The organism is Dyadobacter sp. CY351, assembly GCF_021502625.1.
In the GTDB taxonomy this organism is placed as follows: domain Bacteria; phylum Bacteroidota; class Bacteroidia; order Cytophagales; family Spirosomataceae; genus Dyadobacter; species Dyadobacter chenhuakuii.
In genome coordinates this window covers 142,131-168,465 of the sequence record NZ_JAKFFU010000004.1, presented here as the reverse complement: position 1 = coordinate 168,465, position 26,335 = coordinate 142,131, and the positions used below count along the sequence as shown (strand labels likewise).

Sequence of the window (26,335 nt, the reverse complement as noted above, 5' to 3'; positions counted from 1 at the left end):
CGGCGTCGGAATATCGCATCATTCTAACACAGAAAACATGCGAACTTATTTCACGACGATCCTCCTATTCCTGGCAGTTCAGCTGCACGCACAGGACACATTGAGGCTTTCGATCAAACAGGCCGACAGCCTTTTCCTTCAAAACAACCTTGAAATTCTTGCCGAAAAATATCAGATCGATATAGCCAAGTCCATTGAGATCCAGGACAAGCTTTGGAATAATCCCACATTCGGCGTCGAAATCAGTGCTTATAATCCTTCTCGGGGTTTTCTGGACGTAGGGAACAAGGGCCAGAAAGCATTCACTGTTCAGCAGCTCATTACCCGGGCCGGCAAACGGAATAAGCAGGTGGCATTGGATGTGGAATCCACCAGGAAAAGCGAATATCAGTTTTTTGATCTCATCAGAACATTAAAATTTGACCTTCGCCAGATCTTTTTTGAGTCTTATTATCTGGAACAGACCATTGCATTATACGACACACAAATCGCCTCGCTCAACACGACCGTAAGCGCATTTGACAAAGAATATAACCGGAAAAATATCTCGCTCAAAGAAGTTGTCCGCCTTAAAGCCCTCCTCTTTCAATTGACCAATGATCGTGCTGACATCCTGTTCGAACTCCATGATAATCAGCGCGATCTGCGCACATTATTGAATGTTGACCAGCCTGTAAAGTCGGTTGTGGATTCGGCAGACGTTCGTCGTTACCAGCTTAGCCAGTATAATGGGGCTGCGCTGAAAGCGAAGGCGATGGAAAGCCGCGCCGACCTGAAAGTGTCGCAGTCGGAAGTGAAACAGGCCGAATTGAACTACACCTTACAAAAAGCGCTGGCGGTTCCTAACATTCAGCTGGGTGCGGTTTACGATCAGGCGAGTAATTACGTGAACAATTATGTAGGCGTTTCGGCCACGATGGACCTTCCTTTTTTCAACAGGAACCAGGGGAACATTAAGGCTGCGAAAAGCAATATCAGTTATTTCAAAACGGCTGAAACGGCCAAAGTGAACAGCATTAACAACCAGGTTGACGCCGCATTACAGAAGGTTAATGTGGCTGAAAAGGCTTACCAGGGCGTAGAAAGCCAGTTCTCGGATCAGTTCCAGCTCCTTAGCAAAGGCATTTACGACAATTTCCAGAAAAGGAACATTACCCTCCTCGAATTCATCGATTTTATAGAAACCTACAACGAAAGCATCAAGGAATATAACCGCCTGCAAGCCGACCGCATCAAGGTTTACGAAGAACTCAACTTCGTAGTCGGTGAAGAGCTTTTTAACTAATCGAATTTATCACATCATGGCAATTGCCACTAATATTTTTCCAATGAAAAACTCTCTGAGCATGGTTCTGCTGGCCGCTGCGGGCCTATGGCTGACCGGATGCAATACTACAAAAGAAGATCCCGAAGAATCGAAGGCCTTTATGCTTTCGGACACGATGATGAGCCGGATCACGCTCGATACGGTGAAGACCGAGCCGGTCCGTAACGAGCTGACACTGGTTGGAAAAGTTGTTCCTGATGAAAATCAGGTAATTAAGATCTACCCCTTGGTAGGCGGCAATGTGGAAGAAGTCGACGTGGAATTGGGCGACAATGTTCGCAAAGGCCAGAAACTGGCTACGATCCGTTCGGGTGAAGTTGCTGATTTTGAAAGACAAATGATTCAGGCACAATCCGATTTGCTCATTGCCCAAAAGAATTTGTCGTCTACCGAGGATCTTTTTGAGAGTAAGCTGGTGCCAGAGCGGGACGTCATTACGGCGCGCCAGGTGGTAGACAAAGCGCAGGCGGATGTGAGCAGGGTGAAGGAAATTTTCTCGATCTATGGTTTGGGGAAATCCACAAACTACACGGTTAAGTCGCCTATCAACGGTTTTATCATTGACAAAAGCGTGAACCGCGGCATGCAGCTGCGCTCGGATAATGCAGAGAGCCTTTTCACAGTCGGGCAGATTGCAGATGTGTGGGTAATGGCCAATGTGAATGAGAGCGACATTCCCAGGATTAAACTCGGAATGCCTGCTGATGTGCGTACGATCAGTTTTTCCAATGAAGTTTTTAAAGGAAAAGTGGACAAAATTTACAATGTCCTCGACCCGGATACAAAAGCGATGAAAATCCGTATTCAGCTGCAAAATGTAGGTTTAAAACTAAAACCCGAAATGCACGCAACGGTCAACCTGAACTTTGAGGAAGGCGGAGAAATGCAAGCCATTCCATCCCAGGCTGTCATTTTCGATCGTAGTAAAAACTGGGTCATGGTCTATCACGGCCGGTCCAACATTGAAACCCGTCCCGTCGAAATTTACCGCTCCCTGGCCAACAGGACCTACATTACCAGCGGCCTGAAACCCGGCGAAGCCATTATTTCCAAAAATCAGCTTCTCGTTTACGACGCGCTTAATGATTAATGCTGAATGAGTGAATGAGTGAATAGAAAAAAACATTCAGTCATTCACTCATTCACTCATTCACTCATTCAAAATTCACTCATTCACTCATTCACTCATTCAAAAATGAATAAATTCATTCGGGGAATTGTGGGCTTTTCTTTGAAAAACCGCTTTTTCATATTCTTTATGACCGGCCTGCTGATCATCGCAGGGATCGTCAGCTATCGGGACACGCCGTTGGAAGCGTTTCCGGATGTTACTAATACACAGATCATTATCGTTACGCAATGGAACGGACGAAGCGCAGAGGAGATTGAGCGGTTCGTAACCGTTCCGATTGAAGTTGCGATGAATTCGGTTCAGCAAAAAACGAATGTGCGCAGCACAACAATGTTTGGTTTGAGCATTATCAAAATCATTTTCGATGATAATGTAGAGGATTTTTTCGCACGGCAACAAGTTAATAATCAGCTCCGTAACATCTCGCTCCCCGATGGCGTCGAGCCGGACGTCCAGCCTCCGTACGGACCGACTGGTGAAATTTTCAGGTTTACATTGAAAAGTAAAGATCGTGACAGCCGTGAGCTGCTAACATTGCACAACTGGATCATCGACAGGCAATTGCGAAGCATTCCCGGCGTTGCAGACGTAGTTGCGTTTGGAGGTAGAGAGAAGATCTACGAAGTGCAGGTTAACCCTACCAAGCTCGTTAAGTACAACATTACGCCGCTGGAAGTGTATCAGGCAGTAACGAAAAGCAATGTCAATGTGGGCGGTGATGTGATCGAGAAAAACGGGCAGGCTTACGTGGTACGCGGGATAGGTTTGCTGAACTCCATTCCTGATATTCAGAACATTATCGTCGAGTTCATAGAGGATAATCCGGTTTTGGTAAAGGATGTTGCGGATGTGAAGGAATCGGATATGCCACGTGTGGGCCAGGTTGGGCTGGATGGGAACGATGATGTTGTAGAAGGCATTGTGGTGCAGCGTAAAGGCGAAAATCCGAGCGAAGTGCTGGCGCGTATAAAGGATAAGGTTGAGGAACTGAACACAAAAATTCTCCCGCCGGATGTCAAAATGGTGACATTCTACGACCGTGATAACCTGATCGAGTTTTGTGCGCATACCGTAAAGCATAACCTCATTGAGGGCATCGTGCTGGTAACCGTAATCGTTTTCCTTTTCATGGCCGACTGGCGCACGACGGTGATCGTTTCCATCATCATCCCGCTCGCGCTTTTGTTCGCATTTATGTGCCTAAAATTGAAGGGAATGTCTGCTAACCTGCTTTCAATGGGGGCGATTGATTTTGGGATCATTATCGATGGAGCCGTTGTAATGGTCGAAGGGATTTTTGTGGCGCTGGATCATTTGGCGCATCGCAATGGAATGGATCGGTTCAATAAGTTATCAAAGCTTGGTTTAATCAAAAAAACGGGTGGGGAGCTTGGTAAGGCCATCTTCTTCTCCAAGCTGATCATTATCACTGCGTTGATCCCGATTTTCAGTTTCCAGAAAGTAGAGGGTAAAATGTTCACCCCACTTGCCTATACGCTCGGATTTGCCTTACTAGGCGCATTACTTTATACATTAACGCTGGTTCCGGTACTTTGCTCGATATTGTTGAATAAAAATGTCCGGGAAAAGAGTAATCCGGTCGTTCGTTTCTTCGACAGGACGGTTACCAATGGTTTTGAATGGTGTTATAAACGGAAGAAGTTAAGTCTGGTATTTGCCACTGTTTTCCTGGGTCTCAGCTTGTTTTCAGCCAAATTCCTCGGAACCGAATTCCTGCCGACACTGAACGAGGGCGCATTATGGGTGGAAGCGAAAATGCCGATGAGCAGCTCTCTGAACGAAACGATCAAAATGGTGACCACGCTTAGGGCCAAATTGAATGAATTTCCGGAAGTGAATGGTGTATTATCCCAAACAGGCCGTTCCAACGACGGAACCGATCCGTCCGGTTTTTACTACGTTCAAATGCAGGTTAATCTTAAACCAAAGGACGAGTGGAAGCGGAAAATCACCCAGGATCAGCTGATTGAAGAAATGGATACGAAGCTGAAACAGTTCCAGGGTATTAATTACAATTATTCTCAGCCGATCATCGATAATGTGGCGGAAGCAGTTGCAGGGATGAATGCGAGCAACGCGGTCAAAATCTATGGGGACGATCTCGAAACACTGAATGCAAAGGCAGACCAGGTTTTGGAGGCAATCAAGAATGTGCCTGGGATCAAGGATGTGGGCATTTTACGGAACATTGGCCAGCCAGAAATCAGCGTAATTTTACACGACCACAAAATGGCTCAATATGGTGTAAGTACAGCTGATGCACAGGCAGTTATTGAAATGGCTATCGGTGGAAAAACGGCTTCGATCCTGTATGAAGGCGAACGGAAATTTGACATTCGTCTGCGCTACGAAGAGCAATATCGCCGTACGGTGGACGACATTCAGCAACTCATGGTGCCCACGCTTACCGGCGGAAAGATTCCGTTGAAAGAAATATCATCCATCCGGACGGTTACGGGTCCCGCATTTGTATACCGGGACAACAACAAACGTTTCATAGGCGTCAAATTTTCGGTTCGCGAACGTGACCTGGGAAGCACCATTGCGGATGCTCAAAACCGGGTAAAACCATTGCTCAAAAACCTGCCTAAGGGTTATTCCGTGAACTGGTCAGGAGAATTTGAGAATCAGGTGAGGGCGACGGCTCGCCTGGGACAAGTGGTCCCTATCAGCCTTATCGGCATTTTTATACTTTTGTTTATCATGTTTAATAATGCAAAAGATGCCGGTTTGGTCTTGGTCAATGTCCCTTTTGCACTCATCGGCGGCATTCTGGCGCTGCACGTTACGCATATGAACTTTGGGATCTCGGCAGGTGTAGGCTTTATCGCATTGTTTGGTTTATGTGTACAAAACGGCGTTATCCTGATCTCAGTTTTCAACAAAAACCTGGCAGCAAGGATGTCGCTGGATGAAGCGATCCGGGAAGGCGTTAAGTCCAGGATCAGACCGGTGATTATGACCGCATTAATGGCCGCAATCGGCCTGCTGCCCGCTGCCACGTCCACCGGAATCGGCTCGGAAACCCAGAAACCGCTGGCCATAGTTGTCATAGGAGGCCTGGTTACCGCCACTGTGCTAACGTTGCTGATCTTCCCGATTATTTATGGGTTTTTTAACAGGAAAAGTGGAGTGGTGAGGGGGGGTTAGGAGGTTTAAGTTAGGAGTCACTCCTCCTGTCACCGTGGGGGGCCCCGTGGGGGCGTTCGTGGTGGGGGGACCCCCCCCTTCGGCTCCGCTCAGGGTGACAGGGCCTTCGGCGGCCCGGTGGCTCAGGGTAACAGGGCCTTCGGCGGCCCGGTACGCTCAGGGTGACAGGGGCCACGTGCTTACTACTTCCCGTTCTGAAACGTGATCGTAAACGTCGTCCCCGTCCCGATTTCCGATTCTACGTCGATGCGGCCGTGGTGGGCGTGGATGATGCTCATGGTTGTGGATAAGCCGATGCCCATTCCGTTATTTTTTCCGGTAAAATATGGCTCGAAGATCTTTTCCATGTGTTCTTCACTGATACCGCAGCCGTTATCCGTAAAAATAACCTGGATGTTCTCTCCCTGGCTTTTGGTAGTAATCCTCAGAATGCCCTTATCCTCTTCCATCGCCTCAATGGCATTTGTAATAATGTTCAGGAAGGCCATTTGCAGGGAAACAGGATCAAGCGGCAATGCCATTTCCTCTTCAGCAAACTGGTTGACGATCTGAATGCGCTTCAGCTGGACCCGGTCGAGGGCAGCGCCGATAGCCTGGATGAGAACGGTGTGCACGGAGCTCGTAACGAGCTCTATATCAGCCGAGCTGGACGGTTGCAAAAGCTGCGATATAAGGTCATTGATCCGGTTGCAATTCCGTTTAATGATCTGTGTATAAAACTTCTGGTCTTCATCAACCAACTCCATTTCCAGCTGTTCAGCGGAAAGGTTAACATTGGTTAGCGGATTCCTGACTTCATGGGCAAGCATTCTTACCAAACGACCTGTAACGGCCATTTTTTCGGAAAACAATCTTTCTCTTTCGGATTGCTTGCGAGCGGTCATATCATGCAGCCTGCCTTGTATATACGGGTGATCGTCGTCCACTTCCAGCGTTGCTGAAAAGAGGCAATATTTCTTGTCACCATCTTTGGTCACCAGCCTTACTTCAAGATCGTGGATCGGATGGTCTTTTATATTGTTCCAGAATGAATCAAACTGCGCGTCTTCCAGCAATTCAAGGATATTTTTGAGCCGGAGATCGTCTTCGGTATATCCCGTTAATACGCTGGCCGAAGCGTTCAGATCAATTATGTTCCCGGCAAGGTCACTGATGAACAGGAAGTCATTGGATTCTTCAAAAATCCTCCGGTAACGGCGTTCACTGTGTTTCAAAGCTTTCAGCACCGAAGTTCTTTCCAGTGCATACCGGATACTTCTTTCAAGCTTTTCGGAATCCAGCTCGCTTTTGATCAGATAGTCAGCTGCACCCAGCCTCAATGCTTCTACGGCGATTTTAGTATCCCCTTTTCCTGTAAGCAGAATAATCGGTTCTTCACATTCAAACTGACAGGCTAATTCGATCAGGTCTATCCCGGTGCTTTCACCTAATAAGTAATCAAACAGATACAAATCGTATTTGTGATCCTTGATATGCTGCTGTGCATCCCTGAAAGTGGAGCACCATGTTATATCAAACTTCCAGTTGACCAGTTCCTGAAAATATTCACGTGTGAGGAAGTAATCATCCTCGTCGTCATCAACCAGGAGGACCCTTATTAATTTTGTATTCATTCTAGTTTATAGCTCAGCGTAACTCAACAATTAAATGTCAAACTGTTTCATCTTATTGTAGAGTGTCTTCCTGTCAATGTTCAACAGCCGCGCTGCTTTACTTTTATTAAAATTAACATCCCGAAGCACCTGCATGATCATGTCATACTCGGCTTCATTGGCAACTGTTTTCAGGCTGGGCTTGGAATCATCGCCGTCCAGTGTTTCCATTACAGGAGCTGCTATGCTGGTGGTTGCTGCCAATGTTACAGGCTCCTCGTCCAGGTCTTTCAGCTTTTTATAATTGACAATTTCAAAAGGCAGTGATTTCTCCTCGATCAGGTCGCCATCGGAAAGCAGCGTAGCGCGTTTGATGACATTTTTCAGCTCTCTCAGGTTACCCGGCCACGAATAGCTCAGGAAATCGTTCTTAACATCCTCCGAAAACCCGCTTACATTCTTGTTCAGCTCCACATTGGTAGTATCCAGGAACGTGGTTGCAAAAAGCATCAGATCATCTTTTCTGTTTCTTAATGCCGGCACTTCGATAGTAAATTCATTAAATCGATAGTAAAGATCCTCCCTGAATTTCCCGTTTCTGGCCGATTCAAGCAACCTTTCATTACTCGCCACAATGATCCTTACATCCAGATCGATCTCCTTTGATCCGCCGATGCGGCGCATCTTACGCTCCTGCACTACACGCAGCAATGCCACCTGTATTTCATAAGACAAATTGGAAACTTCATCCAGGAACAATGTACCGCCATTCGCCATTTCGAAGTGGCCTATCTTGGTATTCAATGCACCTGTAAATGATCCCTTTTCGTGACCAAAAAGCTCGCTGCCGGCCAGTTCCTTAGATATGGCACCGCAGTCCATCGCTACAAAAGGCATATCCCGTCTTTTTGACCGGTTATGGATTTCTGCTGCAATGGCTTCCTTTCCAGATCCGCTTTCTCCGTAAATGATAACGCTGAAATTAGTAGGCGCAACAAGGTCAACCTGGCGGAAAAGATTATCCGAGACTTCACTCTGACCCATTACATAACCCGCTTTGGTCCGCGAGCTCATCTTGCGGGCAGGTTTTGTAGTTTCGGTAGATCCTCCGCTTGGCCCGGACGCAACCGCTGTATATTCAAATTCCTCGTTCTCTCTGGATTCCGCGTCAGCAATGGCCTTTTTCACCGTTACCAAAATTTCGTCCGGAAACAATGGTTTGGTGATATAGTCATATGCTCCTAGTTTCATCACGCTAACCGCCACCTTAATGTCGGAATAGCCGGTTATGATGAGCACGGGCACATTTGGACGCTTTGCTTTGATGGCAGTGAGCAATTCTGTTCCGGTGATGTCACCCAAACGGAAGTCGGTCATAACCAAATCAGGCGAGATGGAATCGATCAGCGCAAGGCCGTCTTTACCATTCTGTGCAGTTTCAACTATAAAGTCATTCTTTGATAAAAATCTCTTCAACAAGAAGCAGATATCTGCCTCATCATCAACAACAACAATTTTTTTCATGCCAGGTTTTTAGGGCTAAATCCAGTTGGTTTGTAAGCTGCTTAAATGGTTACTCTTAATCTTGCAGTCGGGATATTTAATTGTTCCCGGTATTTCGCAACGGTCCTTCTAGCCACAGAATAGCCTTTTTCAGAAAGCATGTCTGTAATTTGCTGGTCGTTGTATGGATGTCTTTTGTCTTCTGCTCCTACGATCTCCCGGATCGCCTCCTGAATTTCGCGGTTGGAAACCTCTGTGCCGTCCTCATTGGTAACGCCTTCTGTGAAGAGGTCTTTGAGCAGCACAATCCCGAAAGGCGTCTGAACGTATTTATTCGTCGTTACCCTCGATACTGTCGAAATATCCATACTGATGATCTCGGCAACGTCTTTCAGGATCATGGGGCGTAACTTCTTGATGTCGCCCGTTTGGAAATAGTCGTATTGCAACTTAACGATGGCCCTTAATGTGCTCAGCATTGTGTTTTCACGCTGCTTGATCGCATCAATGAACCATTTCGCCGAATTCATCTTATTTTTCAGGAACTGGTTCGTTGCCTTATCGTTCTTTTGTTCGGCCATTTGGGTAAACAATTTGTTCAACCGCAAAGCCGGGCTGTTACCCCATGTAAGCTGCACTTCTATATCGCCGTCCTCCGTATACCGAAGCATAAAATCCGGCTTAATGCTTTCATTCACGATGGAATCATTGCGGAGGCCGGATGCTGGTTTTGGATTCAATGTGGTGATCAGCGCGATGGCCTTCTTCAACGATTCCTCGTCGAGGCCGGTAATGCGCATGATCTTGTCATAATTTCTTGAACCCAGCTCATCAAACGCATCTGTAACAATTTTGCAGGCCCACTTCCAGGTATCGTCCTGGTTTTCGATGCGGCCAAGCTGAATCAGCAGACATTCCCGAAGATCGCTCGCCGCGATTCCTGCCGGATCAAGCTGCTGAATGATTTTAAGCATCCAATTGACCTCTTCGGTGTCAATAAACATGCTGTTGGCAAAGGAAATATCATCGGCAATTACATCGCTCTCACGTCTCAGGAAACCATCTTCGTCCAGGGAATCCAGAATAAAATCCGCAATCAGCTGCTGGCGTTCGTCCAGCCTCAGAAAATGTACTTGCTGTTTAAGGTCGTCCCGGAAGGAAATTGTTTCCACCATAGGACGTGTGTAAAGCTCATTATCAGGCGACTGGTTGTTGGCATAAGTCTTATAATCCGGAACATCATCGTCCCTGAACTCATCCCAGTCGTAATAATCCTGCATGGTATTATCATCGCCGGTTCCGGTATCGGCAGGATCTTGAAAGTCGTCAACAGTATCTTCCGAAGCATTATCGTCCTTACCCTCCTCTAAAATAGGATTTTCTTCAAGCTCCTCTTTAATTCTTTGTTCAAGCTCCATTGTTGTCAAATGCAGTAAATTCAGCATCTGAATTTGCAACGGAGAATATTTCAGGGTCTGTCTTTGCGTCTGCGTTTGTCTTTGCATATAGCAACCAAGGGTAAATAATTAGAATTCTTAAAGTTTAAATTTACGACTCTTTAGCCAATATCTGCAACGAGCGGGCCGATTCTAAATATTGCGTACTTATTTCCACATTCTGAGTACAATTATTCAGAATGCTCGACGAATAGACGAACATTTGTGCTTCTTACTATTTTCAGAACACCGGCGTAGCCGTATTGAACAGACCTGGTCAGGCTAAACGTTACAACATATTTATCTTTTGACCAAAATATCTAACTCCCATTCTCTCATTAAGTTACTACGAAAACCGGGTGAAAAACCAGAGCAGAATTCCGGGAACCCAGACTTTAACCATAACAAAAGAACGGACAGCCAACGATTTCATCAGTCCAATCGCGAAGAGGCATATCAACCAACTTTACAAAATTCTTGCCGCGGTCTGTTTGCAAAAAAAGAACCTTTCAGGACTGAAAGGTTCTATACTTCTAAGGAAATTGTAATTTATTAAGCCACATTAACAGGCTTCTCATCGGTATTTCTTTTTACCCAGCGAAGTCCTTTGAGTAGCAACTCCCTGCCTTCCGGCACACCGTGCTTCACGATTACATTTTTAACGATCAGCGGCACCACGTAATTAAGTGGCGGCGGCAGGCGACGCAATGCTGTTTTGGCAAGAATTGCACTTACGCCCATCTCAATACTTTTGCCTGAGCTGCTGTTCGGTCCTGCAAGAAACATGTTCTTCACATAATTGACAGTGCTCTCAATAGGTGTAGAAGTTTCCTCTTTCCCAGGGTTTGCTGATGAATATTTCATGGTATGATGAAGTGATAAAATTTCCGGCAGCTTACACCACCGGAAAAGATGTTATTGATATCTGTTGATTTCTTCTTTTGCAGTGTTCGAGTATTCTTCTGCCTTGTCGAAAGCTGCGTTTTTATATTCTTCGCCTTCTTCCTTGATCTCTCCTGCTACATCAGAAGCCTTTTCTTTGCTTTTTTCGAGCGCGTCGATCAGATCAGATGCGAGGCTATTCGTTTTTTTCTTGATTTTCTTTATCGTCTTGTTACCGTCTTCTGGCGCAAATAGCAACCCGATTACTGCTCCAACCGCTGCTGCTGTTATGATTCCCCAAAATGCTTTATTACCATTCATGATTTTCTTCTTTTAATGTGAAAATTTCATTTACCCTCCACCATCCCCAAATCCTGTACCAGTAATTGGCTTCATAGCAAACGGGATAATCGTTCTACACATTACATGAAGCACCATCAACTTTCATTACCAAATCTATCTTAAACGCCTGCTGTGCCTCTCAGATGGCAGGATTATTGTAAATACGGCTTCTGTATGCATGTTTTAAAACAACCTGGAATACTTTTAAAATCTACCTTCCTTCAAATGACTAAAAATTCTATTTCTGACACATCGCTATGAGAATTGTAATTATTGAAGATGAAAAGGATCTGGGTGTGTTGATGCGCAATTTTCTAGTGAAACAGTTACATATTAAGTCTCCGGAGGCATCCATAAAGGTGGCTGCTTCGCTTACAGAAGGCTTTCAGTGTATAGTTGAACTTAATCCTGACTGGATTTTCATCGATAATAACTTGCCCGATGGAAAAGGAATTAATGAGATTCAGCGCATTAAGACTTCCATAATTGTTAGAGACACGAAGATTGTAATGATGAGTGCTATGACAAATCTGCGTGAGGAAGCTTTCAAACAAGGTGCGGATTACTTCCTGGACAAACCGATCAGTTTCGTTGAAGTGAAGAACCTGTTTGCCAATTACAGCAACGGTCACGAATAAGTATTGCGTAAGATTAACAGTAGAGAATATTGCGTATAGTGTGGATTTGCACGATAAATACGTAGAAATTAATTCTCAAATAGCATTTTACTAATATTCAGGAAGAATGTTGGATTAAAATAAAACAGGGCATTTTGTCCCTGATTTCCCCCGCGATCCAGGCAGTTTTACCTTCTGACTTTTGTAGCGGACGTGTTTTTTCTTTTCCTTCTCGCCCTTTTTCTTCTCATAAGGAATCATCTTAAAATCGTATTCCGGTATAAAATAGTCTTCCTTGTACTCAGCAACGGGAAGCGGCATGTAATGTCTTCCAGGAAAGGTTAGCACATCATATTCATAATCGTAGAGATATATCGTCACAAAACCGTCACGGCTGTATTTTATCCCTATATCCGAAAACGGGCTGTTCTCATCGGCTGACGCCACGAGCCGCATCATTTCCTTCTGTTTTCCTTTGGCCAGAATGGTCATATTATACTGAAAAACGCGATGCAGCGAATCAATTTGTAATGCAACGCCCAGATAATATTTAGCCTCCTTCATCTTGTCTTTGCCGGCATACATGACCGCCGTATTATTCAATGCGCTTTTGTCCTGATAGGCCTGGTAACTCAGTTTTGCCTGATCGAAATTGTCGAGATAACGATATACATTGCCTTGGTTCACATTGTAAAATTTCCGGGAAGGCGCATTATCGAGGGCAGTTTTAAAATCGTTGTAAGCTCCGTCATATCTTGCATTTGCCTCATTGACCTGATGCCGCTGTTCATGCCTGTTTCCTATATACGCCTGAATGATACCATGGTTATTGTGTAAAAACGGCAGCTCAGGCTTTTCTTTGACCAGACTGTCAAACAACGCCATTGACTTATCCAGCTGGTCATTTTCAAGCAACACGATCCCCCATCCGTTCTGTGCGTTCACATTGGCGGGATTGAGTGAAACCGCTTTCTTGAAAACCTGATATCCCTTTTTATACATATCAAAATGCATGAGCAGGTTTCCATAATTGCTCCACATCAAGTCATAACCTTGCTCATATACGAGCGCTTTCGATAAGAACTGCCCGGCTTCTGAATAGCGCTTCTGGTCAATCATGATGCTGCTCATGCCGGCCAGCGCCTCGTAGCGCGTGGGATCCAGCCTGATTGCCTTGTTGAAGTCGTCCTGGGCTGGATTAACCTGTTTCAGATAATATTCGGAGAATGCTTTTGTCACAAAAAGATCTGCAAAAAACTTGTTATCCTCGTTCAGGGCGCTCTCTGCTTTCTTGAAATCTTTCAATGCCAGGTCATACTTTTTTTGCCCGTAATAGGAAACTGCACGACCCAGGTAGGCTGGTAAATAAGTCGAGTCCTTTTTTATAACCCGGTCAAAAAGTGTGAATGCTGTCTGATATTCATGTTTTGAAAGGTGCGTATTAGCTATTCCCGATTGCAGCGCAGGCGTTTCACGTTTTAATGTTGAGGCCAGCTTATAATAGCGCTGCGCTTCACTGATCTGCTTTAAACCATAAAACGAGTGCGCCATTCCCAGATAAGCATCGCCCCGGAAAGTGCGGTCATCGGTTTCAAGATATTTTTCAAAAACAGCCTTCGCCTGGCCAAACTGATTGAGTGATAACAACGCATTGGCGTAGCGGATCTGCGCTTTCAGATGGTTTCGTGAAACCTTTTCAAAATCTTTCACCGCTTTCTTTTCATTGCCCGTCCGCATGAGCATATCGCCCCTTTGCAAGCGGTAAGCCATTTCATCTTTCTGGCGGATGGCCGTTGCCATTTCATCCACAGCCTCGGGAAGCTGGCCTTTGTATTTGTAAACCATTCCGAGATTGTAATTCCACTTCCCACTGGTGTTTTTTGCGTTGTTACCATTGGCGAAGCTTAATGCATCGCCATATTTTTTCTGCTTACCATAGGAAACCAATGTGTTCAAAATGGCCTGCGTGCCGCCGGGCGCATCCGTAAAGTCATTTCTTGCAGCGTCGTATTTGCCGGACAACATGCCAAAAAGCCCCCTGTTATAATGTAAATGCGGATCCTGGCTGCTCAGATCCAGCTCTTCCATAATGTGATGTGCCTTTTGAAAGTTGCCGAGCAACGCGAGAATAACGGCCTCATTGTTCATGCGCTGCACAGAATCGGATGGCTGAAAAGCCTGTTTGTGATATAGCGCGTAGGCGGCTTGTAAGTTGCGGAGGCCTCGCTGGTAAGTGTCTTCACGAAGCAGCGCAGGGTTATTTTCCTCGAAAGACCGATTAAAAACGGGAAGCAGCTCTTTGACTATTCGCTGGCATTCACTGAAATCCTGTGCTAACGTAACGCCGGGAGTTAAAAGCGTCAACATCAACAACATACCTTGGAGAAAAAACAGGCGGATCTTTTGTAGCATTACCAAAAAAGATGGCTCAAAAGACCGAACCTACAAGTAATGTTTCAGATTTACAATAATTACGGTAGCCGATTAATAGAATCCGCTAAAAATATAATTTTTTCAATAAATAAGATTATCGAAATCAGAACTACTTTTACAAGGTTCAATTCGTCCTACTGCCGGGTGATGTAATGTTTTCTAAATGTGCCGCTGGTAACCCGAGCCCCAACTAAAAACGCCCGGACGGATTCGGGGCATATTATTTCAAATTTAATATCTTGCAATAGTAAGTTTTGCCAGGTCCAACTTTACAGGTCCCGTTCAGGGTGTTACAGGAGGGTTTGGTAAATGTGTTTTTTATAAATAATTCAACTTGATATGCCCCCGGTTAATAAAGATAAATTCATAGTATATCAGGTATTTACCCGCCTATTCGGGAACCAGTGTGCGACCAACAAACTGTATGGCTCCATTGAAGAAAATGGCTGCGGAAAGTTTAATGATATCACCGAAACTGCGCTTGCTGCTCTTACTGATTTTGGCATTACGCACGTGTGGTATACCGGTGTGCTGGAACATGCGACATTGACCGATTACAGTGAATTTGGAATAAATGCCGACCATCCCCTGATCGTAAAAGGAATCGCAGGCTCACCCTATGCTGTTAAAGACTATTACGACGTAGATCCGGACCTCGCGGTGGACGTTAATAATCGAATGCAGGAGTTTGAGCAGCTTGTTCAGCGGACGCATGACAAGGGTTTGAAAGTGATTATCGACTTCATTCCTAACCATGTTGCCAGACAGTATTTTTCGGATGCCAGGTCTTCGGACGTCAGGGATTTTGGAGAGGATGACGATAATACGGTCAGTTTTAATCCAAAAAACAACTTCTATTACATTCCCAACCATGATTTTGTGGTCCCTGAGGGTCATAAGCCGCCCGTCGAGATTACTGCCCCATATCATGAACGGCCGGCCAAAGCAACCGGTAACGACGTTTTCCAGGCACAGCCAAGCCAGTACGACTGGTATGAGACCATTAAGCTGAATTATGGTGTGGATTATCAAAACGGCGGATTGCGCTATTTTGATCCTATCCCCTCGACCTGGCTGAAAATGTACGATATCCTCCGCTTCTGGACCGAGAAAGGTGTAGATGGTTTTCGGTGCGATATGGCGGAAATGGTCCCGGCTGAGTTTTGGGCTTGGGTTATACCAAAGGTTAAGGAGCTGAAAGACAGTGTTATCTTCATTGCCGAAATCTATAATCCTGCTCAATATCATCATTATATCAAGACAGGAAAGTTTGACTATTTGTACGATAAAGTAGGCTTATACAATTCTTTGCGGAGCCTGATGGAAGGCCATGGAACGGTGGAGGACATTACGCGCATATGGCAGCAGGAATCGGGCGATATCAGTGAAAATATGCTCCGGTTTCTTGAAAATCACGATGAGCAGCGCATTGCGTCGCGATATTTTGCCGGCGATCCGTGGGCAGCGATTCCAGCTATGACATTGAGCGCTACATTGCATACAGGTCCAATGATGATCTATTTCGGCCAGGAGCTGGGGGTCAATCCCGTGGAGGCGGAAGGTTTCCAGGGTGAGGACGGGCGCACGACCATTTTTGATTATTGGGGCGTTACCGAATTCCAGCAATGGGTCAATGGCGGGAAATTTGATCTGGAAAAACTCACTGCAGACCAGAAAAAATTGCGCGCTTTTTACGAAACGCTCAACCACTTTGTCCGTGAAAACGAAGCCGTTTATGCCGGATCGTTTTACGATTTACAATATGCGAATGTCGACGGCCAGTCTCAAAATTACGACAAAGGGCTGCAATACAGCTATTTGCGTTTCACTGAAAATCAGAAGCTGCTTTTTATTTATAATTTTGATAAAGAAAAAACCGTTGAAACAACCGTTAAAATCCCACAGGACGCCTGGGAAAACTTTCTGAAATTGGGCAATACGGCGGCTTACAGATTGAAACCGGTTTTCCCGACATTCATTCCTTCTCCAAGCCTGAGGACCAATGAGATCACATCTACGGGTGTGCAGGTGGGACTGGCGCCCAACTCTGTTTCGGTATATGAAATTGAGGCAAAATGAGCATGGTCAAAGCTGGAATGCTTAAATTTGATTCAGGCAAATGGTTATTTGACAGTTATAAAGCGTAAACTTTACGCAAAAAAGGAAATTTCAGCATGATCAGAATTATTGTTCTATCCATTTGTCTTCTTTCAGCAACCGGTTCATTTGCACAGCTCGCTGTTCAAAAGGTGTTTGCACAGAAAATGGATTTACCGGAGAGCAGGGATATCGGGACGCAGGTTTTGCGTATGGGTGAATCGTTTCTGGGAACGCCGTATGTTGCGGGAACATTGGAAGGAAATCCAACAGAACGGCTTGTGTGCAAATTCGATGGGCTGGACTGCACTACCCTGGTGGAAAGCGCTGTGGCTCTGGCCATCGCCAAAAACGAAAACCCTACTTACGAAGGGTTCAAAAACGAGCTGACCAAATTGCGTTACCGGGACGGCGTTATAGACGGATATCCTTCAAGACTGCATTATGTGCTCGATTGGATGTATGAGAATGAAAAGCGAGGACGACTTGAAAACATTACGACCAAAGTTGGTGGCGTCCCGTTCAGGAAGGAAATTAATTTTATGTCCAATCATGCGAATCTTTATCCCTCTATGGCTGAAACGGCTGTCTGGGAGAAAGTGCGTGAGCAGGAAAGCACCATTAATACGCGGGAGCACAGTTATATCCCAAAGTCGGGCATCCATAAAGCGGAGCCTATGCTGCACGATGGCGACATTGTTGCATTTACGTCCTCCGTGGAAGGCCTTGACGTTAACCATATGGGGATCATTTCCAAAGTAGGCAGCCGCGCTTACCTGATCCACGCATCGTCTACGGGCAAAAAGGTGATTATGACCAGTGTGCCGCTTGCGGAATATGTAGCTTCGGTCCCCAAGCATACGGGAATGATCGTAGCGCGTCTCAACGATATCTGATCCAATGAATGAATTTTTGAATGTGCTCGATTATCGGAATTTGCCGTGGTTAATCGTGCTGGTCGCGACTGTCATTGGTCTGATATGCAGCGCAATCGTTATCAATCTTATCAAAATCACAGCTTCAAGGAAGGAATGGCGGGCAGTCAGGGCGATTAAAGATAACCTTACAAGCGTGCTTTATTTCTTCATTCCGCTTGTCTTAATCACCGCCTCGCTTAAAACTTATTCTTTCGGCAATAAGGAGTATTACTGGACCTTCACGATCAGTAAGGTGATGTTAATCGCAGTGACAACGTGGCTCATGACGCGCATTGTCATCATTGTCGAAAAAGTGCTGATTGACCAGCTGGATTTCACCTCGCCGGACAACAACCAGGCGAGACGCTTGTTCACTAAGATCAAGTTCGTGAAGCGCATTGTGATTATCCTGATCATTATTATAGGCGTTTCTATCCTGTTGCTGAGCTTCGAAAGCGTGCGGCAATATGGGGTTGGTATCCTTACGTCTGCGGGTATTTTCAGTGTAATTATTGGTTTTGCAGCGCAAAAATCGCTGGCTAATCTCATGGCCGGAATTCAGATCGCATTCACACAGCCGATTAAGATCGATGACGTTGTTATTGTGGAAGGCGAATGGGGACGCATTGAAGAAATTAACTTGACCTACGTGGTGGTCAACATCTGGGACCTGCGAAGGATTGTCCTTCCGATCACTTACTTTATTGAAACACCATTCCAAAACTGGACGCGCAATGACAGTGCGCTCGTGGGAACCGCTTTTTTCCACCTCAACTATCTGACGCCTGTCCCGAAACTCAGAGAAAAGCTGAAAGAGATCCTGGATGAAACACCGCTTTGGGATGGCCGTTCATGGGCATTGCAGGTAACGGATACGCAAGGGCAGCTCATGGTAGTGCGGGCCATCATGTCGGCCCGGAATTCTTCCCAGACATTCGATTTGCGCTGCCTGGTCCGGGAGAAAATGATTGAATTTATCTCCCAGGAATATCCGGAAGCATTGCCCAGCCACCGGATTGAAGAAGCGCACAAGCAGGAAAATATGCTGCCCGAAACCAAACTCAACAGATAAAAACAATGGCCTCCGGAAGATCCGAGGGCCATTTTTTTCTTACTACTCACCTAACTCAATTTAACTTACCACTGCGCGGAATAGCTAATGAATGTTTTCTGCTACAAATGAAATTTAACCGGGTTAAATGCACATTAATACCGAATTAAATATCCGTTAAAAAGGAGGGAATTTCAGAATGAATGTTGTTCCTGAGCCCATAACTGACTCAACCTCAATGCTGGCACCCTGCATGTTTATAATGCGCTTGGTCAATGCCAGTCCGATGCCATAACCTGCCTTACTGATTGTGGTGGCACTTCTGTAAAATGTGTCGAAAATATAAGGAAGCTCGTCGGGCGCGATGCCTATGCCCACATCTTTGAAAAAGATTTTGATCAGGTCCTTATGGATTTCCAGAAACACATTCACGGTCCCATCATTGGAATATTTGCAGGCATTGTCCATGAGGTTCATGAATGCTGTTTTGAGCAGGCTTTCATCGCCATACCGCTTCAATTGCTCCTCATCATCGGGGATGTTGTCGTAGTGAATGTGCACTTTGTAACCCGGATTCTTCTGCTGTACGGATGCTTTTGCCTGCCAGAGAACTTCATCCACCCTTATTTTTGAGAATGTTACCCTGAATGCGTGTTCTTCCGTTCGGGCCAGTTCCAGGAGCCGGCTCACCAGCTCATTCATTTCCCGAGCCTCAGACCAGATTCCTCTTAATGCATCTTTATATTCTTCCGTAGGCCGGTCCTTCATCAGGCTCAGCTCGGCCTCGCTCATGATCAATGCAAGCGGTGTGCGCAGCTCATGCGATGCGTGGGAAACGAAGTTTTTCTGTGCAATAAATGCTATCTCCAGCCGGCTCAGCATCTGGTTGAATGTCTGCGCGAGTGCGGCCAGTTCGTCCTTTTCCCTTCCTACCGTCACTTTCTCGTGCAGGTTGCCTGCCGAAATGTTGTTAACCTGTGAGATAATGTCGGAAACGGGTTTAATGGCATCATTCGCAAACTGCCAACCAGCCACGCCTACGAGAATAAGGGATAAAAGCCAGCCTATCAAAAGTATTTCACGAAGCCGTTTCAACTGGTTCATTCCCGGAAAATCATTGGCCACGGCCATCACAACCCAGGGTTTCCTGTGATCCTGTAAAACGTGCCTGATAATGATAGCCTCTTTGTTATCATGCTTGGTGCGGATCTCCTTCCCTCCCCGGGCTTCTGCCAGTATGTTTTTGGAAAGGGTAAATTTCTCGTCCCCGCTTGTAAATATGAGTGAATCCGAGCCGTCGTAGATGGTTATTTCTTCATTCAGCAGAATGGCATTATTCGCTTTTTCAATTTTTTCAATGTCCGCCTTACTAATGCCCTGGCTCGCTTCTACCAGCTGGGCAATGGTCTGCCCGCGTTCGTTCAGAAAAGAATAGAATTGTTTTTCCCTGTACTGATCGTAAAAGAAGTAAATGGCGATGCAGAACAATGCCATGATGGAGCCTACCAGCATGGTAAAAAGCAATGTCAGGCGCGATTTAATGTTCATTCTTCCTTGAAGATGTAACCCATTCCTACTACGGTATGGATCAGCTTGGTAGGGTAATCTTTGTCTACTTTCTTTCTTAAAAAATTAATGTAAACATCAATTACATTGGTTCCTGTATCAAAGCGGATATCCCAAACCTGCTCGGCAATGTCTACACGTGAAACCACGCGGCCTTTGTTCCGCATGAGATATTCGAGCAGGGCAAATTCCTTGGCAGTAAGGTCAATGCGGTTTCCGCCGCGGCGCGCCACTTTTTCATCCAGATTCAGTTCAAGATCAGCCAGGCTGAGAATCTGATTGGACTGCTCGCGGTTGCTGTTTCGTTGGGACAAAACCTTGATACGCGCGATCAATTCCCTGAATTCGAATGGCTTGACAAGATAATCATCACCGCCTGCTTCAAAGCCATCCAGCTTGTCATCAATGGTTCCCAGTGCAGTCAGGAAAAGAATGGGTGTGGCCAGGCCGTCGTGACGTAGCTGGCGGGCGAGGTCGTATCCGTTTAGTAAAGGCAGGTTAACGTCAAGAATGATCACGTCAAAACGATAGTTAGCGGCCATTTTCTTGCCTACCTGCCCATCATATGCCAATTCAACTTCCCAAGACTGTTCTTCAAGGCCTCGTTTGAGGAACCCGGCGAGTTTGGGTTCATCTTCGACAATCAAAATCTTCATATGAGTGGTGAGCAATTTTATTTGCCAAATGTTGCACAGAATTTCTCTTAAAAAAAGGCTGTCCGAAAATATCAGGCAGCCTTTTCGTCTATATCCACACCATTAGAACGCTAGCAACCAAGTGCATTCCGTTCTATTATAATGCAAAATATATATTATTTATTATAAAACATAGGCATTAGACGATTTTGCAAAATTAAATGCAAGTGTTTCAGTAATAATCAGTTCCATTATCCAACTCCGAGCGCTCGTCAAATGCACCAAAGTCGTCTTCTTCCAACCGCATTCCTTTCACCGCTTTTTTGATCAGTCCGATCTGCCCAGCATGGTATACATCGTGCTGGATAACTCCGTGAATCAAAGTATAATAACTATAATCACGACCCGGAACGAACTCTTCGAGGAAGCTGTCACTTTCAATTTTTTCAAGCTCCGAAATCAATTCTTCCTGCGAAAGGCTGAGCTCCATTTGAATGGCTTCCCACTCAAATTCGTCAACCAATGGGAATTTTTTCCAGTCCTTATCCTGCGTTTTAATGTCAAACTCAGCATCTCCCTGTATTTTCCGAACGGCAAAAATGCGCCACGTGGTCATGTGATAGACGATCTCTGCAATCGAATGTGTATTGGTGCTCAGCCTTACTTCCGCCATTTTGGGTGTCACGTCACGCAATGCTTCCACCACAGAAGGCCCATACCATGCTTCCTCACTTTCGTAGGTATCGTTAAGTACATCTATAATCCTTAAAATCTCTTCTTTTGTTTCCATATAAAATGAATGTGTTTGTGCGATGTTAAATGATTTTCGGTTTGCTGCAACCAATTTAGTTTTTTAATAGTCCTGAAAGATATCTGCAACGAATAAAACTAAAAAATTGAGCTAAGAAATTACCTAAAATAAAATGTTCAATTTCAAATTTCGTTTAATTATCATATTTAAATATAAGAAGGAAACATGTTAAAAAAAGCTTCATTGTTCATACTCATGGCAGGAATAGGAATGATGTCCTGCTCCAAAGATCCTATCAGTGATTTATCAACGGAAGAAACCCTTGTTTACATAACAAATCACGATAAAGCGGCTAATTTCAATCAATACAAGACATTCAGCATTGTGGACTCGGTGCTGGTTGTGGAAAACGGACAGACGGGAACCGCATTAAGCGAGCTGGACCGGGACGTTTTGATCCGCATTATTTCCAACATGGAAAAGCTGGGTTACAAGTATGTCAGCCCTAAAAGCAAGCCGGATATAGGCATCAACGCCAGCTGGATTTCCAACACTTACCTGAATGTGGTTTCGCAGCCAGTATCATCATACTATGGCGGCTACTGGGGCGGCGGCGGATATGGTTACGGCTATCCGAATTACTATCAGTATTATCAGACCAGCGAAAGTTACTGGCTTATTTCCATGCTCGATTTCAAAAACCCGAACACTGTGGATAAGACTTTTAAAGTGGTGTGGGACGCGCAGATCCGCGGCGCAGGAATAGGTGACAGACAATTTGTGGACACAATGGTTGACTCGATTTTTGGTCAGTCAGGTTATTTAAAAATTAATTAAAATGAAGAGAATCATCATTATAGCCCTTTTTGTCATTGGTGCTTTTAAATCATATGCGCAGGAACCGGCGCCAAAGCTTTATACACTCCCCTCTCCATTTGAACGCTACACCCATTACCTGGCTACCGCGAGGCTGATGGGCGCAACGCCACTGGGATCATTTGCGGATAATTACATCGATAAGGCTTCTTTTCAGAACTACTCGCTCTCTATTGAATGGGTTTTAAGAAACTCGCCAATCTCCGTCGGCGGTGAAATCGGCTCGACTTACTTCGAAAAACGGATCCCGAGAGCATTATATCAAAATGGCGAAGAGGTCCTTTCGGCAGTGCAGACGCGCACCATTTCGCAATATCCGGTCGAAATTTTCGGGAATTATCACATTCTGCCAAGAAATTCGAGCATACAGCCCTATGTGCAGGTAAGCGGTGGGGTCAGCATTCTGGACTACACTTTGTTTTACGGCAATCTGGCGTCTCAGGATCAGAAAGTTCGTCCGAAATATGGCATTGGAGTAGGGTCAAAATTCCTTTTCAAACGCGACGGGGCTTTTGGCCTGGACGTTCGGGTAAAGTATGATGGCGTTTCTTACAAGCACGAATATATCGATAAGGGGATTTCATCTGTGAACGGGTCGATTGGTTTATTCTATCGGTGGTGGTAAGTTTGCCTGATCCTTTCCATCAATCTGAATAATCTGTGCCCAATAACAACCGTATTTTGTCAAAAACAACGTTCTTCTGGATTACCGCAATACTAGTTTTCATGACGGGATCCGGTCTTTGGCTCTGGAACCGTTTTGGCCCGTCTACCAGCCGTGATTATCCTCAGAAAGTAGAAGCATATCCTGTTGCCCAAACAATCGATTCTTCTTCTTCGGCCTGCGACCTGGTGATAAGGCGTTATAAACAGATCGGGAACGAGGTGCAGTTCGAACTTGCTGCCAATGTGGGTGGCCTCACTCCTTACAATGTTGAAATAACGCAAAAAGGTAAGGTTCAGCAATTTAAGGAAGTGCCGCATCGCTTGGGCATATGGCTTTCAATCCAACAGCTGGATCTGGAAACGGGCCCGGCTACCATTAAGATCATAAGCTTAGGACAGCCGGGGTGTGAAACTTCGGCTTCTTTTAATTTTGATAAATCCAGAAAAGTTGAGATCCTGGATGCAAATAACTGGATCAGGAAGGGAAGTCAGGACAACTGGCTCGATGTTCGCCCGGTTATCGTTAATGGAAAGGTGCATTTAAAAGACTTCGGTAACTATGAAGACGGCCGCACCAAAGTGATCATGATTGATGGCATTGAAGTGAAAGGGCTGGAAAATGGCATCGAAGTGAAGCCCGGTTATTTATACTCCATCACTGCACGCTGGATCGACGCGCCGTATAATGATTGGTGGAACAAAATGCGGAATCGCTCCATACGGCAACAAAATATTTGGGTCTCAGGCAACTCGAAATCGAAAGAGGATACAAAGCTCACTCGGATTGAAATCCCGCAATGGTTCTCTCCTTCGAAAACGATGAATGTGGATTTCGACACAAAATTCCCTGAATTTGAACCTATTAAGGGAAAGTTGGTGAGTCAGTATCGACTCAATAATTACGTTCCCGACGAGAATTATTTCAAACGCGGCATTACTTTCCTTTACGGCGGCAAGAATACGCCCTACCAGCGGATGCATTACACGGTCACGCCCAACTATTTTGCGGATCGGGATGAAAAATGGTTTTCTACATTATCTAAAACAGATGTGGAAGTGTACGCCGGCGTTCCAAGCTTCGGTTTATATGCCCTGGACTTTGAGTTCTGGAACCAACATTATATTCCGGAAGTAAAGCAGCGGCTTATATGGCTGGTGAAGGCGATCCGTGAACGTAATCCGAACATGTATTTACTGGATTACTGGGGTGGCGGTGCTTACACTAATCCCCATATCAACACCATGGGCGGGAAAAGTCCGAAAGAGCTCATAGGCGATTACAATGATCCCAAGCCAAACAATTCCAATTTCGAGCCGTTGCCGAATGGAGAAAGTTTTCATAATATCTTCAATGCGACGCCTATTGACGTGTACCCGAAACCCATGTTCGCCAAAGATGAACAGGGAAACACGCCGAACAATTTTGTGCTTTTATCAGCGGTCCATTCCCTGCGGATCAATAAGCTGATTCCTTATCAAAAGAACAATAAATTCATTTTTTACGGCTGGAACCGCTATATGCCGCTCCACCATGACCCGATTATTCCCTGGAACTTCCAATTGACGGACCCAAAAGGTGAATTGGTCATGAACCAGCTTGAAACCATGCCCGCGAGCCAGGCATTGAGCATGTCGCTATTTTCACTGATCCTGTTTGACGGCTACTATTTATGGCACGACAGCGGCCCGAGCGGCAACGATCCGGATGGATATAAAGTGGGTGGCGACGCCTCGCCCTGGGGATTTGAATGGTATCCTGCCAATGGCAAGACGCCCGTAACGGAAATCGGCAAAAAGCCCCGTGAAGGCGACGCCGCTTACTATTGGGATTACCCTACCGAATTTTATTCGCTTGGAAACTGGATGGCAAAGCAGGTGGAAGACGTAATTGTTGACGGTAAAACCCAGGATCTCACTTTTCAGTTGAATGGAAACTGGATCGAGCCTAAGAAAGAACAGGTTTTACTGGCCATTGACCGGAAAGAGCCATTTATAACCTCCATCGTAAAAGGAAATCAGATTGTAGTGTTGGGCGTCGATTCGTTCCAATCCCCTACTGCCAGCCGCATGGTAAAAGTGAAGCTGCCGGATGGCTCCGAAACCACTATTGAACTTTATGGAAACTGGCCTTCACTTTACAGAGGCACATTAAAATAGAATAACAAAAAAAACAATTGCCTGGGGTTTAAGCCCCCGGCAATTGTTTTTTTGTTTATGAAACTCTGATGTAGCTGCCGAGCCATTTCAAGTGCGACCCGTATTTGTGCATTACTTCCTGCACAGGCGGATCATCCACATGTCCCAGGAACTCTACCAGAAACCAGGCTCTGAATGTCGACGTTCCTCTTACCGGACGGCTTTCTATTTTCGTGAGGTTAATTCCCCTGTCATTAAAGTCTTTCAAAAACTCGTATAAAACACCCGGACGGTTTGTGTTGGGCAAATTCGCAATGATGGTTGTCTTATCATCATCACTTTTAATGTTCACAAAATCTTTTGCTAAAATCAGGAAGCGTGTCCGGTTCTGGTCGCTGTCTTCAATGTTATCGTAAAGAATCGGAACGCCAAAGAGCCTGGCGGATATAGAAGAGCATATAGCTGCCGAATCCGGTTCCTGTGCTGCCATTTTCGCAGCCTTCGAAGTAGATTCCACCGGGATCAGCTCGATATCCATGCCTTCCAGATACTCGCTGATAAACTTTCCGCATTGCCTGAATGCAATATCCTTGGAGTATATACGCCTGATATTTTTAAGGGAATCGGATTGCGATGCGAATGTGAAATGCACTTGCAGCAACACTTCCGCTACAATAGAGAGATTTTTCTCCCGCAAAAAATCGACTGTTTCAATAACAATTCCTTCCTGGTTATTCTCGATAGGCACAACCCCAAACTTGGCACGCCCCGTTTCTACACTTTCAAATACAGAATGAATGGTAGGCAACACGAGATATTCACTCATCCCACCAAAACGGCTCTCGGCAGCCTGATGCGTAAAACTGCCTTCCGGCCCCAGATAGGAGACTTTTTCGGGCAATTCCAGGTTACGGGAAACCGCGAAGATCTCGAAGAAAATGGCATCAATCGCTTGCCGGGTAAGCAGGCCATCATTGCGTTTTTCAAGCCGGTCGAGGATCTGCTTTTCCCGTTCGGGACGGTAGATGATAGACTGGGACGAACGTTTCAGATCTCCTACTTTTTTGACGAGCTCCATACGCTCGTTCAAAATGCCAAGCAGCTGATCGTCAAGCGCGTCTATTCTGTTTCTTAGGTCTTGTAATTCCACTAAATGGTGATTAATATGTATCGAAAGGTCCGGTCAGAATTTAAAGACCCGACCT

At 45.5% G+C, this 26,335-nt stretch carries 20 protein-coding genes; 10 read left to right on the top strand and 10 right to left on the bottom strand.

The annotated features are described in order from the left end of the window. Positions 1-37: 37 nt before the first annotated feature. The 3 genes from L0660_RS09910 (at position 38) to L0660_RS09900 (ending at position 5,630) form a co-directional block, all read left to right on the top strand. On the top strand, positions 38-1,285 hold the full coding sequence (locus tag L0660_RS09910) for a TolC family protein (RefSeq protein WP_235159342.1): 1,248 nt from the start codon (positions 38-40) through the stop codon (positions 1,283-1,285). A 43-nt stretch (positions 1,286-1,328) separates the two neighbouring features. After that, positions 1,329-2,417, top strand: a complete 1,089-nt coding sequence (locus tag L0660_RS09905; RefSeq protein ID WP_233797159.1) for an efflux RND transporter periplasmic adaptor subunit — start codon at positions 1,329-1,331, stop codon at positions 2,415-2,417. A 105-nt stretch (positions 2,418-2,522) separates the two neighbouring features. Continuing rightward, complete coding sequence (locus L0660_RS09900) at positions 2,523-5,630, top strand: efflux RND transporter permease subunit (RefSeq protein ID WP_235159341.1); 3,108 nt, start codon at positions 2,523-2,525, stop codon at positions 5,628-5,630. 182 nt (positions 5,631-5,812) lie between these two features. On the opposite strand, the gene L0660_RS09895 is transcribed toward L0660_RS09900, so the two are convergent. The 5 genes from L0660_RS09895 to L0660_RS09875 form a co-directional block, all read right to left on the bottom strand. Continuing rightward, positions 5,813-7,243 carry an ATP-binding protein gene (locus L0660_RS09895; RefSeq protein ID WP_233797161.1) on the bottom strand — a complete coding sequence of 477 codons (1,431 nt, stop codon included), beginning with the start codon at positions 7,241-7,243 and terminating at the stop codon, positions 5,813-5,815. Positions 7,244-7,273: 30 nt separating this feature from the next. Continuing rightward, positions 7,274-8,746: a sigma-54 dependent transcriptional regulator gene (locus L0660_RS09890; RefSeq protein WP_233797162.1), complete on the bottom strand. Its 1,473-nt coding sequence runs from the start codon at positions 8,744-8,746 to the stop codon at positions 7,274-7,276. 41 nt (positions 8,747-8,787) lie between these two features. Then, the gene (rpoN, locus tag L0660_RS09885; protein ID WP_233797163.1) at positions 8,788-10,230 is read right to left on the bottom strand and encodes an RNA polymerase factor sigma-54; all 1,443 of its coding nucleotides are present in this window, start codon (positions 10,228-10,230) and stop codon (positions 8,788-8,790) included. Positions 10,231-10,713: 483 nt separating this feature from the next. Then, positions 10,714-11,025 (bottom strand): hypothetical protein, encoded by a 312-nt coding sequence (locus L0660_RS09880; protein ID WP_233797164.1) that lies wholly within the window; start codon positions 11,023-11,025, stop codon positions 10,714-10,716. A gap of 51 nt (positions 11,026-11,076) precedes the next feature. Further along, positions 11,077-11,364 carry a YtxH domain-containing protein gene (locus tag L0660_RS09875; protein ID WP_235159340.1) on the bottom strand — a complete coding sequence of 96 codons (288 nt, stop codon included), beginning with the start codon at positions 11,362-11,364 and terminating at the stop codon, positions 11,077-11,079. A gap of 278 nt (positions 11,365-11,642) precedes the next feature. Here L0660_RS09875 and L0660_RS09870 point away from each other — a divergent pair, with 278 nt between their 5' ends. Then, positions 11,643-12,023, top strand: coding sequence for a response regulator (locus tag L0660_RS09870; protein WP_235159339.1), 381 nt, complete (start codon positions 11,643-11,645; stop codon positions 12,021-12,023). Between the two features lie 114 nt (positions 12,024-12,137). On the opposite strand, the gene L0660_RS09865 is transcribed toward L0660_RS09870, so the two are convergent. Continuing rightward, positions 12,138-14,369 carry a tetratricopeptide repeat protein gene (locus L0660_RS09865; protein ID WP_235159338.1) on the bottom strand — a complete coding sequence of 744 codons (2,232 nt, stop codon included), beginning with the start codon at positions 14,367-14,369 and terminating at the stop codon, positions 12,138-12,140. Between the two features lie 405 nt (positions 14,370-14,774). Here L0660_RS09865 and L0660_RS09860 point away from each other — a divergent pair, with 405 nt between their 5' ends. The 3 genes from L0660_RS09860 (at position 14,775) to L0660_RS09850 (ending at position 18,521) form a co-directional block, all read left to right on the top strand. Then, the gene (locus L0660_RS09860; RefSeq protein WP_235159337.1) at positions 14,775-16,514 is read left to right on the top strand and encodes an alpha-amylase family protein; all 1,740 of its coding nucleotides are present in this window, start codon (positions 14,775-14,777) and stop codon (positions 16,512-16,514) included. Between the two features lie 95 nt (positions 16,515-16,609). Continuing rightward, the gene (locus L0660_RS09855) at positions 16,610-17,428 is read left to right on the top strand and encodes an N-acetylmuramoyl-L-alanine amidase-like domain-containing protein (protein ID WP_235159336.1); all 819 of its coding nucleotides are present in this window, start codon (positions 16,610-16,612) and stop codon (positions 17,426-17,428) included. Positions 17,429-17,432: 4 nt separating this feature from the next. Continuing rightward, positions 17,433-18,521 carry a mechanosensitive ion channel family protein gene (locus L0660_RS09850; protein ID WP_233797170.1) on the top strand — a complete coding sequence of 363 codons (1,089 nt, stop codon included), beginning with the start codon at positions 17,433-17,435 and terminating at the stop codon, positions 18,519-18,521. Between the two features lie 156 nt (positions 18,522-18,677). Here the strand turns inward: L0660_RS09850 and L0660_RS09845 are convergent, their stop codons facing one another. The 3 genes from L0660_RS09845 to L0660_RS09835 form a co-directional block, all read right to left on the bottom strand. Continuing rightward, positions 18,678-20,048: a HAMP domain-containing sensor histidine kinase gene (locus L0660_RS09845; RefSeq protein ID WP_233797171.1), complete on the bottom strand. Its 1,371-nt coding sequence runs from the start codon at positions 20,046-20,048 to the stop codon at positions 18,678-18,680. Continuing rightward, positions 20,045-20,722 carry a response regulator transcription factor gene (locus L0660_RS09840; protein WP_026628310.1) on the bottom strand — a complete coding sequence of 226 codons (678 nt, stop codon included), beginning with the start codon at positions 20,720-20,722 and terminating at the stop codon, positions 20,045-20,047. Before L0660_RS09840 ends, L0660_RS09845 begins: the two co-directional genes overlap by 4 nt. A gap of 211 nt (positions 20,723-20,933) precedes the next feature. Then, positions 20,934-21,491, bottom strand: a complete 558-nt coding sequence (locus L0660_RS09835) for a DinB family protein (protein ID WP_026628311.1) — start codon at positions 21,489-21,491, stop codon at positions 20,934-20,936. Positions 21,492-21,677: 186 nt separating this feature from the next. Between L0660_RS09835 and L0660_RS09830 the strand changes: the two genes are divergently transcribed. From L0660_RS09830 to L0660_RS09820, 3 genes are all read left to right on the top strand, one after another. Then, on the top strand, positions 21,678-22,289 hold the full coding sequence (locus L0660_RS09830) for a DUF4136 domain-containing protein (RefSeq protein ID WP_233797172.1): 612 nt from the start codon (positions 21,678-21,680) through the stop codon (positions 22,287-22,289). Between the two features lies 1 nt (position 22,290). After that, complete coding sequence (locus L0660_RS09825; protein WP_235159335.1) at positions 22,291-22,953, top strand: hypothetical protein; 663 nt, start codon at positions 22,291-22,293, stop codon at positions 22,951-22,953. 101 nt (positions 22,954-23,054) lie between these two features. Beyond that, positions 23,055-25,151, top strand: coding sequence for a hypothetical protein (locus tag L0660_RS09820; protein ID WP_235159334.1), 2,097 nt, complete (start codon positions 23,055-23,057; stop codon positions 25,149-25,151). A 55-nt stretch (positions 25,152-25,206) separates the two neighbouring features. On the opposite strand, the gene pheA is transcribed toward L0660_RS09820, so the two are convergent. Then, entirely contained in the window at positions 25,207-26,280 is a 1,074-nt protein-coding gene (gene pheA / locus L0660_RS09815) for a prephenate dehydratase (RefSeq protein WP_235159333.1), read from the bottom strand. Positions 26,281-26,335 lie beyond the last annotated feature (55 nt).

What these genes read in the sequence shown, in the direction of transcription:
- L0660_RS09910 (WP_235159342.1), top strand. Translation starts at nt 38, where the DNA reads ATGCGAACTTATTTCACGACGATCCTCCTATTCCTGGCAGTTCAGCTG.
- L0660_RS09905 (WP_233797159.1), top strand. Translation starts at nt 1,329, where the DNA reads ATGAAAAACTCTCTGAGCATGGTTCTGCTGGCCGCTGCGGGCCTATGG.
- L0660_RS09900 (WP_235159341.1), top strand. Translation starts at nt 2,523, where the DNA reads ATGAATAAATTCATTCGGGGAATTGTGGGCTTTTCTTTGAAAAACCGC.
- L0660_RS09895 (WP_233797161.1), bottom strand. Translation starts at nt 7,243, where the DNA reads ATGAATACAAAATTAATAAGGGTCCTCCTGGTTGATGACGACGAGGAT.
- L0660_RS09890 (WP_233797162.1), bottom strand. Translation starts at nt 8,746, where the DNA reads ATGAAAAAAATTGTTGTTGTTGATGATGAGGCAGATATCTGCTTCTTG.
- rpoN (WP_233797163.1), bottom strand. Translation starts at nt 10,230, where the DNA reads ATGCAAAGACAAACGCAGACGCAAAGACAGACCCTGAAATATTCTCCG.
- L0660_RS09880 (WP_233797164.1), bottom strand. Translation starts at nt 11,025, where the DNA reads ATGAAATATTCATCAGCAAACCCTGGGAAAGAGGAAACTTCTACACCT.
- L0660_RS09875 (WP_235159340.1), bottom strand. Translation starts at nt 11,364, where the DNA reads ATGAATGGTAATAAAGCATTTTGGGGAATCATAACAGCAGCAGCGGTT.
- L0660_RS09870 (WP_235159339.1), top strand. Translation starts at nt 11,643, where the DNA reads ATGAGAATTGTAATTATTGAAGATGAAAAGGATCTGGGTGTGTTGATG.
- L0660_RS09865 (WP_235159338.1), bottom strand. Translation starts at nt 14,369, where the DNA reads ATGTTGACGCTTTTAACTCCCGGCGTTACGTTAGCACAGGATTTCAGT.
- L0660_RS09860 (WP_235159337.1), top strand. Translation starts at nt 14,775, where the DNA reads ATGCCCCCGGTTAATAAAGATAAATTCATAGTATATCAGGTATTTACC.
- L0660_RS09855 (WP_235159336.1), top strand. Translation starts at nt 16,610, where the DNA reads ATGATCAGAATTATTGTTCTATCCATTTGTCTTCTTTCAGCAACCGGT.
- L0660_RS09850 (WP_233797170.1), top strand. Translation starts at nt 17,433, where the DNA reads ATGAATGAATTTTTGAATGTGCTCGATTATCGGAATTTGCCGTGGTTA.
- L0660_RS09845 (WP_233797171.1), bottom strand. Translation starts at nt 20,048, where the DNA reads ATGAACATTAAATCGCGCCTGACATTGCTTTTTACCATGCTGGTAGGC.
- L0660_RS09840 (WP_026628310.1), bottom strand. Translation starts at nt 20,722, where the DNA reads ATGAAGATTTTGATTGTCGAAGATGAACCCAAACTCGCCGGGTTCCTC.
- L0660_RS09835 (WP_026628311.1), bottom strand. Translation starts at nt 21,491, where the DNA reads ATGGAAACAAAAGAAGAGATTTTAAGGATTATAGATGTACTTAACGAT.
- L0660_RS09830 (WP_233797172.1), top strand. Translation starts at nt 21,678, where the DNA reads ATGTTAAAAAAAGCTTCATTGTTCATACTCATGGCAGGAATAGGAATG.
- L0660_RS09825 (WP_235159335.1), top strand. Translation starts at nt 22,291, where the DNA reads ATGAAGAGAATCATCATTATAGCCCTTTTTGTCATTGGTGCTTTTAAA.
- L0660_RS09820 (WP_235159334.1), top strand. Translation starts at nt 23,055, where the DNA reads ATGACGGGATCCGGTCTTTGGCTCTGGAACCGTTTTGGCCCGTCTACC.